Source organism: Streptomyces sp. NTD107 (assembly GCF_059510435.1).
Window position 1 is genome coordinate 1 of sequence record NZ_JCAJZV010000029.1, and the last position, 13,655, is coordinate 13,655.

The 13,655-nt window shown below is 71.4% G+C and carries 10 protein-coding genes; 8 read left to right on the forward strand and 2 right to left on the reverse strand.

Features of this window, described 5'->3' with window-relative positions:
• On the reverse strand, window positions 1-2,356 hold a 2,356-nt coding region (gene eccCa, locus AC5WRL_RS27920; RefSeq protein ID WP_496091469.1), incomplete at its 3' end, for a type VII secretion protein EccCa.
• Window positions 2,357-2,487: 131 nt separating this feature from the next.
• Here eccCa and eccD point away from each other — a divergent pair.
• From eccD to AC5WRL_RS27950, 6 genes are all read left to right on the forward strand, one after another.
• Window positions 2,488-3,951 (forward strand): type VII secretion integral membrane protein EccD, encoded by a 1,464-nt coding sequence (gene eccD / locus AC5WRL_RS27925; protein WP_496091470.1) that lies wholly within the window; start codon window positions 2,488-2,490, stop codon window positions 3,949-3,951.
• 171 nt (window positions 3,952-4,122) lie between these two features.
• Window positions 4,123-4,413 carry a 30S ribosomal protein S15 gene (rpsO, locus tag AC5WRL_RS27930; RefSeq protein ID WP_496091471.1) on the forward strand — a complete coding sequence of 97 codons (291 nt, stop codon included), beginning with the start codon at window positions 4,123-4,125 and terminating at the stop codon, window positions 4,411-4,413.
• 315 nt (window positions 4,414-4,728) lie between these two features.
• Window positions 4,729-6,951 carry a polyribonucleotide nucleotidyltransferase gene (locus AC5WRL_RS27935; protein WP_496091472.1) on the forward strand — a complete coding sequence of 741 codons (2,223 nt, stop codon included), beginning with the start codon at window positions 4,729-4,731 and terminating at the stop codon, window positions 6,949-6,951.
• Window positions 6,948-8,342: a M16 family metallopeptidase gene (locus AC5WRL_RS27940; RefSeq protein WP_496091473.1), complete on the forward strand. Its 1,395-nt coding sequence runs from the start codon at window positions 6,948-6,950 to the stop codon at window positions 8,340-8,342. Before AC5WRL_RS27935 ends, AC5WRL_RS27940 begins: the two co-directional genes overlap by 4 nt.
• A gap of 32 nt (window positions 8,343-8,374) precedes the next feature.
• Window positions 8,375-9,130, forward strand: a complete 756-nt coding sequence (gene dapB, locus AC5WRL_RS27945; protein ID WP_496091474.1) for a 4-hydroxy-tetrahydrodipicolinate reductase — start codon at window positions 8,375-8,377, stop codon at window positions 9,128-9,130.
• A 2-nt stretch (window positions 9,131-9,132) separates the two neighbouring features.
• Window positions 9,133-9,576: a hypothetical protein gene (locus AC5WRL_RS27950; RefSeq protein WP_496091475.1), complete on the forward strand. Its 444-nt coding sequence runs from the start codon at window positions 9,133-9,135 to the stop codon at window positions 9,574-9,576.
• Between the two features lie 33 nt (window positions 9,577-9,609).
• Here AC5WRL_RS27950 and AC5WRL_RS27955 read toward each other — a convergent pair whose 3' ends face one another.
• Complete coding sequence (locus AC5WRL_RS27955; protein WP_496091476.1) at window positions 9,610-10,161, reverse strand: SCO5741 family PH domain-containing membrane protein; 552 nt, start codon at window positions 10,159-10,161, stop codon at window positions 9,610-9,612.
• A gap of 515 nt (window positions 10,162-10,676) precedes the next feature.
• On the opposite strand from AC5WRL_RS27955, the gene dapA reads away from it, so the two are divergent.
• Together dapA and AC5WRL_RS27965 are read left to right on the forward strand one after the other, a co-directional pair.
• Window positions 10,677-11,576 (forward strand): 4-hydroxy-tetrahydrodipicolinate synthase, encoded by a 900-nt coding sequence (gene dapA, locus AC5WRL_RS27960; RefSeq protein ID WP_496091477.1) that lies wholly within the window; start codon window positions 10,677-10,679, stop codon window positions 11,574-11,576.
• Between the two features lie 196 nt (window positions 11,577-11,772).
• Entirely contained in the window at window positions 11,773-13,458 is a 1,686-nt protein-coding gene (locus AC5WRL_RS27965; RefSeq protein ID WP_496091478.1) for a ribonuclease J, read from the forward strand.
• Window positions 13,459-13,655 lie beyond the last annotated feature (197 nt).

The window sequence follows — 13,655 nt, forward strand, 5'->3', positions numbered from 1 at the left end:
ATGTGCCGGTCGGACCCTTGGTCACCAGTTCGTCCAGCGTCGCCGCCGAGTCCAGTGGGGGGAGCCAGACCTGGTGGGCCGAGGGGCCCTGGCCTTCCAGGCGGCGGACGATGACGTCCAGGACCGTGTCGGCCAGGGCGTCGTCGGTGGGGGTGGGTTCGGGGGCCGCCGTCGTGGTGCGGGGGTCCGGGTCCGCGTGGTGGACCGGGACGGGGGCCGCCGTGAACAGGACCGGGTGGCGCCGCAGCGGGGCCGGGCCCGAGGGGGCCGTCTTCGCCGGGCCCTCGCGGTAGGTGCCCGAGACGTACGCCGCCTTGAAGCGGACCATCTCCTCGGTGCCCGACTTCAAGATGCCCGAGCCAGGGATCTGCGGCAGGTGGTACGCGTCGGGCACCCCGATCGCCGTACGGGACTCCGCCGCCGAGAACGTCCGCAGCCCGATCCGGTACGACAGATACGTGTCCAGGCCCTTCAGCCGGCCCTCCTCAAGTCGCTGCGAGGCCAGCAGCAGATGCACGCCCAGCGAGCGGCCGATGCGGCCGATCTGGATGAACATGTCGATGAAGTCCGGCATCGCCGTCAGCAGTTCGGAGAACTCGTCGATCACCAGCACCAGCGAGGACAGCGGCGCCAGCGGCGCGCCCGCCGCGCGGGCCTTCTCGTAGTCGTGCACATTGGCGTAGTTGCCCGCCGCCCGCAGCAGCTCCTGGCGGCGCTGGAGTTCGCCGCGGATCGAATCGCCCATCCGGTCCACCAGCGTCAGATCGTCCGACAGGTTGGTGATCACCGCCGACACGTGCGGCAGCTGCGCCATCCCCGCGAACGTCGCGCCGCCCTTGAAGTCCGCCAGCACGAAGTTCAGCGTCTCGGAGGTGTGGGTCACCGCCAGGCCGAGCACCAGGGTGCGCAGCAGCTCCGACTTCCCGGAGCCGGTCGCGCCCACGCACAGGCCGTGCGGGCCCATGCCCTCCTGCGCCGCCTCCTTCAGGTCCAGCATCACCGGCTGGCCGCTCTCGTCCACCCCGATCGGCACCCGCAGCCGCTCGCCGGCCGACCGAGGACGCCAGGTCCGCGAGACATCCACCGCCGCCGCGTCGCCGAGCCCCAGCAGGTCCCCGAAGTCCAGATCGGCCAGCAGCGGCTCGTCCTCCTCACCGCCCGTGCTCAGCCGCAGCGGCGCCAGCTGGCGGGCCAGCGCCTCAGCAGCCGCCACCGGCAGCTGGTCCGGCTCGCCGTCGAAGGACACCCCGTCCCCCGCGTCGAACCGCAGCGACCCCGTGACGCACCGCACCGAAAGACGCCCCCGGGCCGGCTCCGGCTCGCCCGGCAGCACCTCCACCACCGTGACGCCCTGCAACCCCTCCGCCGACGCGAACGCCGAATGCGGCGGCACCCGTACCCCGTCCAGCACCAGCACCACATGCGGCTGATCCAGCACCGGCTTGCCGTTCGCGGAGAACCGGCCGCGGCCCTCCAGGCGTTCGGTCAGCTCCTCCTCAAGCGCCGGCACGCTGTTCGCGATCAGCCGGCGCGAGCCCGCCCCGTCCACCGACGGCAGCTGGACGTGCGGCAGCCACTTCGCCCACTCCCACTCGCCGGCCGCGCCCGCCGAGCAGGCCACCGCCACCTTCACGTCCTCCGGCGAGTGCAGCGCCGTCAGCGATGCCACCAGCGAACGCGCCGTCCCCCGCGCCACCTCCACGTCCCCCGACAGCACCACCTGGTAGAAGCCCCGCAGCGACACCGCCATCGGCAGCCCCGACACGGTGCTGTGCGTCGCCAGGAACCGCCGCATCGCCCCCGCCGTCAGCGGCTCCAGCTCATCCACCGGCGCCGTCTGCGGCGGCACCAGCGGCGTCGCCAGACCGTGCTCGCCCAGCCCCAGCCGCACCTGCCCGAAGTCGCCGTCCCCCGGCCGCCGCTCCCACAGCCGGCTGCCCTCGGCCACCAGCGCCCACAACTGCTCCGGCGCCGGGTGCAGATACAGCTGCGCGTCCCGCTGGGTGCGCGCCGTTCCCCACACCGCGCGCCGGGTCCGCGCCAGATACCGCAGATAGTCGCGGCGCAGCTGAGCCATCTGCCCCTGCGTGCCGCGCCGGTGGCGGATGATCATCGCCACCACCATCGCGCCCGTGGACACCATCATCAGCATGCCCATGATCCGCATGAACGGATGGGCGTTCGGCATGAAGAAGAACACCACCGAAGAGCCCATGCCCAGCATCGGCATGAGCTGCATCAGCACACCGTCCTGCGGCCCCTTGGGCAGCTCCGGCGGCGGCTGCACCGCCACCTCCTCGCCCGGCACCTCGGCCGGCAGCGTACGCGGCGGACGCTTGACAATGATCTGGCTCATACGGCCCCCCGATCCAACAACCTCTGCGGCGCCGCCCGATCCTACTGACCGGCCCCGGAAGCACAGCCGGTAGGGTGACCAACGCAGTCCGTGCGCAACCGCGTCCAGCGCGCATCTTGGGGGAATCTCACGTGAACTCGACAGCGGCCACCGGCTTCTGCCGCGTCACCGTCGCCGCACCCGACAGCCGGATCGACGTGGCGCTTCCGGAGGACATGCCTCTGGCCGACCTCTATGCCCAGCTACTCCAGCTCACCGGCCAGGCACCCACCGAGGGCGCTCCCGTCGGCTACCACCTGGTACGCCGCGACGGCAGTGTCCTGGACGGCTCCCGCACCCTGGTCGCCCAGCGCGTCCTGGACGGCGAGGTCCTCGTCCTGCGCCCGGTCGCCGACGCCCTGCCGCCGCCGGTCCACGACGACGTCAGCGAAGCCGTCGCCGACGCCGTCACCCACGACCGCGCCCTGTGGCACGACGCCCGGCTGCGCACCGCGGGACTGACCGGCGCCGCCGTGCTCATCACCCTCGCCGCCGTGGTGCTCTGGTACGCCGACCCGGTGCGCCACGATCTGCACGGCCTGCCCGGCATCATCGCCGGGGTGCTGGCCGTCCTGCTGATCTCCTTCGGCGTGGTCCGCGCCCGGGTGTACGCCGACCGCCCCGCCGCGACCGCCCTGGGCCTGGCCGCCCTCCCGCACGGACTGATCGCCGGCACCGGCGCCCTTCCGCTCGCCGACGGGCATGGCGTGGGCCGCCTCGAACTGCTGCTGGGCTGCGTCGCCGTCCTGCTGCTTTCGGTCATCGCCGCAGCCGCCCTCCCCGACGCCGCGGCACCCTTCGTCGCCACCGCCACGGCCGCCCTGATCGGCACCCTCGCCACCTTCGCCGCCATCGTGGCCGACGCCCGCCCCGTCTCCGCCGCCGCGCTCACCGCGCCGGTGGCCATCGGCGCCCTCGGCTTCCTCCCTGGCCTGTCCGCCGCCCTGGTCCGGCTGCCCATCGGCTACGACGCCCCGCGCGCCGACTTCGACACCGCGGAACCCGACCAGCCCGCGCCCACCGAGAGCCCCATCGACGCCGAGCGGATAGCCGCCCAGGCCCGCCTCGGCCACCAGATCCTGCTCGGCCTCACCGCCGGCTGCGCCCTCGCCGCCACCGTCGCCGTCGCCGTCCTCGGCTTCTCCACCAGCGGCTGGGGCCAACTGCTCGCCCTGGCCACCGCCGGCACCCTGCTGACCCGATCCCGGCTCTTCCGGTACGCCGTCCAGGTCTCCGTCCTGCTGACCGCCGGTCTCACGGCCCTCGCCCTGCTGGTCACCGGCTTCCTGCTGCACCCGCCCGCCGGCGCCGTACGCGACCTGCTGTCCGGTGACAGCACGGCGCTCGACCTGCGCACCCTGTGGCTGACCGCCGTCCTCGCCGCCGCCGCGGCCGTCATGACCGCCGTCGCCCTCATCGTGCCGCGCGCCGGACTCACCCCCTTCTGGGGCCGGGTCCTGGACCTCACCGAGTCCGCTCTGCTGCTCTCCCTGATCCCGCTGTGCCTGGCCGTCCTCGGCGTCTACGCCCGCGCCCGCGGGCTCACCAGCGATTAGCCGGCCGCCGGGCGGCCCGCCCCGGGAACGCCGCACAACGGAACAACCGGTCAGGACCACCCCGGCCCGGCTGATAGGGTGACGTGCGCCCGGCGAGTTGGCATTCGTCATCCCCGAGCCCCTGTGAAGCAGACCAGGGGCCGCTTCCGGGCCGATCCTCAAGGAGTACGTGTGTCGTCGCTCGATGCCGCCACCAAGCAGCAGATCATCACCGATTTCGCCACCAAGGAGGGTGACACCGGTTCCCCCGAGGTCCAGGTGGCCCTGCTGTCCCGCCGTATCTCGGACCTGACCGAGCACCTGAAGACCCACAAGCACGACCACCACTCCCGCCGCGGCCTGCTGCTGCTGGTCGGCCAGCGCCGCCGGCTGCTCCAGTACCTGGCCAAGAAGGACATCCAGCGCTTCCGCAGCCTGGTCGAGCGCCTCGGCATCCGCCGCGGCGCGGCGGGCGCCCGCTAAGACGCCGGAAAGGGGAGCGGCCACCGCTGGCGGGGGCCGCTCCCTTCGCCGTATCCGGCCCGGCAGCGCGTCCGCGCAAGAGCGCGGACGCCGAAACCGGGCCCCGGGACCGATGCCTTTGTAGGCTGGTCCCACCACTGCACAACGACAGAGCATGAGGCGGAGCGCCTTCTCAACCGTCGCCGGTCCTCGGTAGTGGCCCCCGGGCGGCTTCCCGGGAGCTTCGATCGATGGCCGGCCCGTACGGAGGTGCTCCACCGCAGACCGTCCCACCCGGCACGAGGCCGGCGGGGCGAGAAACAGGAGACATCCCAGGTGGAGAACGAAACCCACTACGCCGAAGCCGTGATCGACAACGGCGCCTTCGGCACCCGCACCATCCGCTTCGAGACCGGCCGCCTCGCCAAGCAGGCCGCCGGTTCCGCGGTGGCGTACCTGGACGACGACACCATGGTGCTGTCGGCCACCACCGCGTCGAAGAAGCCCAAGGACCAGCTGGACTTCTTCCCGCTCACCGTCGACGTCGAGGAGCGGATGTACGCCGCCGGGAAGATCCCCGGCTCCTTCTTCCGCCGTGAGGGCCGTCCCTCCGAGGACGCCATCCTCACCTGCCGGCTCATCGACCGCCCGCTGCGCCCGTCCTTCAAGAAGGGCCTGCGCAACGAGATCCAGATCGTCGAGACGATCATGGCGCTCAACCCCGACCACCTGTACGACGTGATCGCCATCAACGCCGCCTCCTGCTCCACGCAGCTGGCCGGCCTGCCCTTCTCCGGCCCCATCGGCGGCACCCGGGTCGCGCTGATCCAGGGCCAGTGGGTGGCCTTCCCCACCCACACCGAGCTGGAGAACGCCGTCTTCGACATGGTCGTCGCCGGCCGTGTCCTGCCCGACGGCGATGTCGCGATCATGATGGTCGAGGCCGAGGCCACCGAGAAGACCATCGAGCTGGTCAAGGGCGGCGCCGCGGCGCCGACCGAGGAGGTCGTCGCCGCCGGCCTGGAGGCCGCCAAGCCCTTCATCAAGGTGCTGTGCCGCGCCCAGTCCGACCTGGCCGCCAAGGCCGCCAAGCCCACCGGTGAGTTCCCGGTCTTCCTGGACTACGAGGACGACGTCTTCGAGGCGCTGTCCGCCGCCGTGCGCGACGAGCTGTCCCAGGCGCTGACCATCACCGGCAAGCTGGAGCGCGAGGCCGAGCTCGACCGCGTCAAGGTCGTCGCCGCCGAGAAGCTGCTCCCGCAGTTCGAGGGCCGCGAGAAGGAGATCTCCGCCGCGTATCGCTCGCTCACCAAGCACCTGGTCCGTGAGCGCGTCATCAAGGACAAGGTCCGCATCGACGGCCGTGGTGTCACCGACATCCGTACGCTGGCCGCCGAGGTCGAGGCCATCCCGCGGGTGCACGGTTCCGCCCTCTTCGAGCGCGGCGAGACCCAGATCCTGGGCGTCACCACGCTCAACATGCTCCGCATGGAGCAGCAGCTGGACACCCTCTCCCCGGTGACCCGCAAGCGCTACATGCACAACTACAACTTCCCGCCCTACTCCACCGGTGAGACCGGCCGGGTCGGTTCCCCCAAGCGCCGCGAGATCGGCCACGGCGCGCTCGCCGAGCGCGCCCTGGTGCCGGTGCTGCCGACCCGCGAGGAGTTCCCGTACGCCATCCGGCAGGTCTCCGAGGCGCTGGGCTCCAACGGCTCCACCTCCATGGGCTCGGTGTGCGCCTCCACCATGTCGCTGCTGAACGCCGGTGTGCCGCTCAAGGCCCCGGTCGCCGGCATCGCCATGGGCCTGATCTCGCAGGAGATCGAGGGCGAGACCCACTACGTCACCCTCACCGACATCCTCGGTACGGAGGACGCGTTCGGTGACATGGACTTCAAGGTCGCCGGCACCAAGCAGTTCGTCACCGCGCTCCAGCTGGACACCAAGCTGGACGGCATCCCGGCCTCCGTGCTGGCCGCGGCCCTCAAGCAGGCCCGCGACGCCCGCCTGCACATCCTCGATGTGATGGGCGAGGCCATCGACGTCCCCGACGAGATGTCCCCCAACGCCCCCCGGATCATCACCGTGAAGATCCCGGTGGACAAGATCGGCGAGGTCATCGGCCCCAAGGGCAAGATGATCAACCAGATCCAGGAGGACACCGGCGCCGACATCACCATCGAGGACGACGGCACCATCTACATCGGTGCCGCCGACGGCCCGGCCGCCGAGGCCGCCCGCGCCACGATCAACGGCATCGCCAACCCGACGATGCCCGAGGTCGGCGAGCGCTACCTGGGCACCGTGGTGAAGACCACGACCTTCGGCGCCTTCGTCTCCCTGCTCCCCGGCAAGGACGGTCTGCTGCACATCTCGCAGATCCGCAAGCTGGCCGGCGGCAAGCGCGTGGAGAACGTCGAGGACGTCCTGGGCGTGGGCCAGAAGGTCCAGGTCGAGATCGCCGAGATCGACCAGCGCGGCAAGCTCTCGCTGATCCCCGTCCTGGAGGACGAGGCCACCGAGGACGCCGCCGAGAAGGACGCTGCCGACAAGTGACGCGTACCCCTCGTACGAGGACGGCCCGCCCCACCGCACCGGTGGGGCGGGCCGTGCCCCGTCCGCGCGCCGTGACCCGCACCCTGGTGAACGGGACCGGCGGCGCGGGCACCGTCCGCAGGACCGTGCTCCCCGGCGGGCTGCGGGTCATCACCGAGACCGTGCCCTCGGTACGCTCGGTCTCCTTCGGCATCTGGGCCCGGGTGGGCTCCCGCGACGAGACCCCGGCCCTGGCCGGCGCCACCCACTACCTCGAACATGTGCTGTTCAAGGGCACGAAGCGGCGCACCGCCCTGGAGATCTCCTCGGTGATCGAGGCGGTCGGCGGTGAGATGAACGCCTTCACCACCAAGGAGTTCACCTGCTACTACGCCCGGGTGCTGGACAGCGATCTGCCGCTGGCCGTCGATGTCATCTGCGACATGCTCACCTCCTCGGTCATCGACCCGGCGGAGGTGGAGGCGGAGCGGAACGTCATTCTCGAAGAGATCGCCATGACGGACGACGATCCGGGTGACGGCGTCCATGATCTCTTCGCCCAGACCCTGCTGGGCGACACCCCGCTGGGCCGTCCGGTGCTGGGCACCGAGGAGACGGTGGGCGCGCTGTCCCGCGACCAGATCGCCCGCTTCTACCGGCGGCACTACGACCCCACCCGGCTGGTGGTCACCGCCGCGGGCAACCTCGACCACGACACCGTGGTGGAGCGGGTGCACGCCGCCTTCGACCGCGCCGGGGCGCTGAGCCGCGCCGACGCCGAGCCGCTGGGCCCGCGCGGCGGCGACCGCCGGATCCGTACCGCCGGCGCGATCGAGGTGCAGGAGCGGACCACCGAGCAGGCCCATCTGATCCTGGGCATGCCGGGGGTCTCCCGGCACGACGAGCGGCGCTGGGCCCTGAGTGTGCTGTCCACGGCGCTCGGTGGCGGGATGTCCTCGCGGCTGTTCCAGGAGGTACGGGAGCGGCGGGGCCTGGCGTACAGCGTGTACGCGCACACCTCCGGATACGCCGACTGCGGGCTGTTCGGGGTGTACGCGGGCTGCCGGCCCGACCGGCTGGGCGAGGTGCTGGCGATCTCCCGCGAGGTGCTGGCCGATGTTGCCGCGAACGGTCTGGGCGAGGAGGAGACGCAGCGGGCGATCGGCCAGCTGGCCGGATCCACGGTGCTCGGCCTGGAGGACACCGGCGCCCTGATGCACCGGCTCGGCAAGAGCGAGGTGTGCTGGGGCGAGCAGTTGTCGGTGACCGAGCTGCTGGAGCGGTACCGGTCGGTGACCGCGGAGCAGGTGCGCGAGGTGGCCGGCGAGGTGCTCGGCCACCGGCCGTCGGTGTCCGTGATCGGCCCGCTGAAGGCCAGGCACACCGCCAAGCTGCACCGGGCGATGGCCTGAGAACGAGAAACGACGAGAGCGAAAGAGTACGCATGAGCAAGCTGCGCGTCGCCGTGCTGGGCGCCCGTGGACGCATGGGGTCCGAGGCGGTACGGGCGGTCGAGGCCGCCGATGATCTGGAGCTGGTGGCGGCGCTGGGCCGCGGGGACGCGCTGGAGACGCTGACCGCGGCGGGGGCCCAGGTCGCGGTCGATCTGACGCACCCGGACGCGGTGATGGCCAATCTGGAGTTCTGTGTCCGGCACGGCATCCACGGGGTGGTCGGCACCACCGGGTTCACCGGGGACCGGCTTGACCGGCTGCGCGACTGGCTCGCGGAGTCCCCGGCGACCGGGGTGCTGATCGCGCCGAACTTCGGCATCGGCGCGGTGCTCACCATGCACTTCGCCCAGCAGGCGGCCCGGTTCTTCGAGTCCGTGGAAATCGTCGAACTGCACCACCCCCACAAGGCCGACGCCCCCAGTGGCACGGCGGTCCGTACCGCGCAGCTCATCGCGCGGGCCCGCGCCGACGCCGGACTGCCCGCCCAGCCGGATGCCACCAGCACCGCGCTGGAGGGTGCCCGCGGCGCAGATGTGGACGGGGTGCCGGTGCACGCGGTGCGGCTGCGCGGGCTGGTGGCGCATCAGGAGGTGCTGTTCGGCGACGAGGGGGAGATCTTCACCCTGCGCCACGACTCCATGAACCGGGGCTCGTTCATGCCCGGGGTGCTGCTGGGTGTGCGCCGCGTCGGGGCCGCTCCGGGGCTGACCCTGGGCCTTGAGCACTTCATGGACCTGGACGGCTGACGATGGCCGGGAAGATCGGTTACGCGCTGGTGTCCGCGCTGCTGGTGGGCTACTTCGTGCTGGCCGGGCACCGTGGGGTGGTGCTGATCGGCGAGGGCACCTGGGTGACGGTCCCGTTCGGGATCGCCGTGCTGGTGATGCCGCTGATCGGGGCGTGGTTCCTGTGGCGCACCACCCGCTTCGCGCGCGACGCCGGCCGGCTGGCGAAGGAACTGGAGGCCGAGGGCGGGCTGCCGGTGGACGATCTGCCGCGTACCCCCAGCGGCCGGGTGGAGAGGGCGGCGGCCGACGCGGCGTTCGCCGCCCGGCAGGCCGAGGCGGAGGCGAATCCGGGCGATTGGCGGTGCTGGTTCCGGCTCGCGGTGGCGTACCACGACGCCCGGGACACCCCGCGCGCCCGCAAGGCGATGGAGCATGCGATCGCCCTGCGGGCGGGCCGGGCCTGACCGGCCGGGCCGACCGGGCGCCGCCGCCGAGTCTCAGTGGTGGTGGTGCTCGGCGAACCAGGCTTCCAGTACGTCGGCGGCGCGCTCGAACGCCTTGGGCCGGGTCAGGAAGTCGGCGCTGTGGTCGGTGAGCAGCGGTCGCAGCGGCTCACCGCGGCGCGGCTCGATGTGGATCGACTGGCCCTGTACGGTGCGCGGCAGGCCGAGCCAGCGCACCGGCTGCTGGACGGTGGAGACCCGTTCGATCTCCCGCCAGCGCAGGGTTGTGGTGCTCAGCAGGCCCACCCGGCGCAGCCCGCGCGGGCTGACCCAGATGCCCATCCGCAGCACCCGCAGCGCGAAGGCTATGGTCATGGCCGCGATGAGCAGGGTGGCGCCGGCCGCGCCGACGGTGCCGGCGATGGCGATGATCAGCGCGGAGATCAGCAGATAGGCCGAGAGCAGCAGGGCCAGTGCGGAGACGGCCACCCGGTGGGGGCCGAGCCGGTAGGGGCGGCGCCACTGGTCGGTTCCGGCGTGGGGGAGGGAGGCGTCCGGCGTGCTGGTGCCGAAGTCACGGTCGGCCGCGAGAAAGGGCAGGGGCAAGGCTTGTCCTCGTTCGTGTCACGTTCGCCGCTGGCAGTGCACGGGTGAGGCTATCGCGCTCGGGACGGCCCGACCGCCTCCGGTGCCGCTGCCGCCGGCCGATGGAGCCGCCGTCACGAGGTGGGCCGCGCGCAACGCCCGGTCGCTGACGCACTTCCCCGGGTTGCGCACCCGGCGCGAACCGGCCATGGTTCCCGGGCCTGCCGGGGCGGGGGAGGGAGAGGGGCGCCGAGCCGATGGCGGGCCGGTGCGCGGGCCGGTGCGCGGGCCGGTGCCACCGGCCCGCGCGGCCTGCGACGCCAATGGCCCAGTGGCCCCGTAACACCGCTCCGCAGGTGGCACACTTCTCCGAAAAGCTGACCGAAGTGTCCGTATTGCGACATTTCGAGAAGTTCATTTAGGGTGAATGAACGGACCCCGGCGCTGTCTGAACCCCCGAGCAGGCAGCGCCGGGATCCACATGTAGAGCATCCCCGTGGATCGCGGGAAGCTGAGCGGCGAGTAGCGTGGTTCCCATGGCTCCGACCTCCACACCCCTGACGCCCTTCGGGCGGGTGCTGACCGCGATGGTCACGCCGTTCACCCCGGACGGCTCGCTCGACCTCGACGGCGCGCAGCGGCTCGCCGCCCACCTGGTGGACGCCGGCAATGACGGCCTGATCGTCAACGGCACCACCGGCGAATCCCCGACCACCTCCGACGCGGAGAAAGCCCAGCTGGTCCGCGCCGTGGTCGAGGCGGTCGGAGACCGCGCCCACGTGGTGGCCGGAGCCGGGACCAACGACACCCGGCACAGCCTGGCGCTGGCCCGCGCCGCCCAGGAGGCCGGGGCGCACGGCATCCTCGCCGTCACCCCCTACTACAACAAGCCCCCGCAGGAGGGCCTGGTCCAGCACTTCACCGCCATCGCGGACGCCACCGAGCTGCCGGTGATGCTCTACGACATCCCCGGGCGCAGCGGAGTGCCCATCAACACCGAAACGATGGTGCGGCTGGCCGAGCACCCGCGTATCGTGGCCAACAAGGACGCCAAGGGCGACCTGGGCCGTGCGAGCTGGGCCATCGCCACCACCGGGCTCGCCTGGTACTCCGGCGACGACATGCTGAACCTCCCCCTCCTCTCGGTGGGCGCCGTCGGCTTCGTCTCCGTCGTCGGCCATGTGGTCACCCCCGAGCTGCGCTCCCTGGTGACCGCCTACACCAGCGGCGATGTCGCCAAGGCCATCGAGATCCACCAGAAGCTGCTCCCCGTCTTCACCGGGATGTTCCGCACCCAGGGCGTGATCACCTCCAAGGCCGCCCTCGGCTTCCAGGGGCTGCCCGGCGGCCCGCTGCGGCTTCCGATGGTCGGCCTCACCGACGAGGAAACCGAACAGCTCAAGCGGGATCTCGCCGCCGGCGGGGTACAGATCTGAACACCAAGACTTCGTAAGACCAGCAACACCAGCAGGACGAGCGGAACCGACACCGGGTCATCCGGCACGGCAGTACCACAGGAGCGCTTCAGCACATCGAAACGCGCCGACATATCAACACATCACTACACGCAACCCACGCGCGCGCCCGTCGCCTCCCCCGGGAGCGGCCGGCGCACGTGGTCAGGAGAGTCTCTTGAGTCATCCCCATCCAGAACTCGGCCGCCCCCCGAAGCTCCCGGAAGGTGGCCTGCGCGTCACCCCGCTCGGCGGCCTCGGCGAGATCGGCCGCAACATGACCGTCTTCGAGTACGGCGGCCGGCTGCTGATCGTCGACTGCGGCGTGCTCTTCCCCGAGGAGGAGCAGCCCGGCATCGACCTGATCCTGCCGGACTTCACCTCGCTGCGGAATCGTCTCGACGACATCGAGGGCATCGTCCTCACCCACGGCCACGAGGACCACATCGGCGGCGTGCCGTACCTGCTCCGCGAGAAGCCCGACATCCCGCTGATCGGCTCCAAGCTGACCCTCGCCCTGATCGAGGCCAAGCTCCAGGAACACCGCATCCGCCCCTACACCCTGGAAGTGGTGGAGGGCACCAGCGAGCGGATCGGCCCCTTCGACTGCGAATTCGTCGCGGTCAACCACTCCATCCCGGACGCGCTGGCGGTCGCCATCCGCACCCCGGCCGGCATGGCGGTGCACACCGGCGACTTCAAGATGGACCAGCTGCCGCTGGACGGCCGCCTCACCGACCTGCGGGCCTTCGCCCGGCTCGGCGAGGAGGGCATCGACCTGTTGCTCTCGGACTCCACCAACGCCGAGGTCCCCGGCTTCGTCTCCCCCGAGCGGGAGATCTCCGGCGTGCTGCGCCAGGTCTTCGCCCGCGCGGACAAGCGCATCATCGTCGCGAGCTTCGCCAGCCATGTGCACCGCATCCAGCAGATCGTGGACGCGGCCCAGGAGCACGGCCGCAAGATCGCCTTCGTGGGCCGCTCCATGGTGCGCAACATGGGCATCGCCAGGGACCTGGGCTATCTGCGGGTCCCGCCCGGCCTGGTGGTGGACGTACGGGCCCTGGACGACCTGCCGGACCGTGACGTGGTGCTGGTGTGCACCGGGTCCCAGGGCGAGCCGATGGCGGCCCTGTCCCGGATGGCCAACCGGGACCACCAGATCCGCATCGTCGAGGGCGACACGGTCATCCTCGCCTCCTCGCTGATCCCCGGGAACGAGAACGCCGTCTACCGGGTGATCAACGGACTCACCCGGTGGGGCGCCAATGTGGTCCACAAGGGGAACGCCAAGGTCCATGTCTCCGGGCATGCCTCGGCCGGCGAACTGCTGTACTTCTACAACATCTGCAAGCCCAGGAACCTGATGCCGGTGCACGGCGAATGGCGCCATCTGCGGGCCAACGCCGAACTCGGCGCGCTCACCGGGGTGCCGGCCGACCGGATCGTGATCGCCGAGGACGGCGTGGTCGTCGACCTGGTCAAGGGCAAGGCGAAGATCGTCGGCAAGGTCCAGGCCGGCTACGTGTACGTGGACGGCCTCTCGGTCGGCGGCGTCACCGAGTCCAGCCTCAAGGACCGGCGGATCCTGGGGGACGAGGGCTTCATCTCGGTGTTCGTGGTGGTGGACAGCAGCACGGGCAAGATCGTCAGCGGTCCGAGCATCCACTCGCGGGGCTCGGGCATCGACGACGCCTCGTTCGCCGAGGTCATCCCGAAGATCGACGAGGTGCTGGCCAGATCGGCCCAGGACGGCGTGGTCGAGGCGCACCAGCTCCAGCAGCTGGTGCGGCGCACGGTCGGCAAGTGGGTCTCCGACGTCTACCGCCGGCGCCCGATGATCATGCCGGTCGTGGTCGAGGTCTGAGGGGCCGGTACGGGTCCGCCGGGGCCCGTCATCTGCCAGCGGGGCGCCAGGATTTGCATCCGGGCGCCCCGCTCCAGTACGTTTACGTCATCGCCGCAACGGGAACGCCGGACAGTCCAACTGACCGGGGATCTCGGGACGTCGGAGGACAGCATCAAGTGCCTGGAAAGGCACGGAAGTTACCTCTGATAAGGTGA

Coding starts and splice junctions, on each gene's coding strand:
- AC5WRL_RS27950 (WP_496091475.1), top strand. CDS start 9,133: ATGGCCGGGAAGATCGGTTACGCGCTGGTGTCCGCGCTGCTGGTGGGC.
- dapB (WP_496091474.1), top strand. CDS start 8,375: ATGAGCAAGCTGCGCGTCGCCGTGCTGGGCGCCCGTGGACGCATGGGG.
- dapA (WP_496091477.1), top strand. CDS start 10,677: ATGGCTCCGACCTCCACACCCCTGACGCCCTTCGGGCGGGTGCTGACC.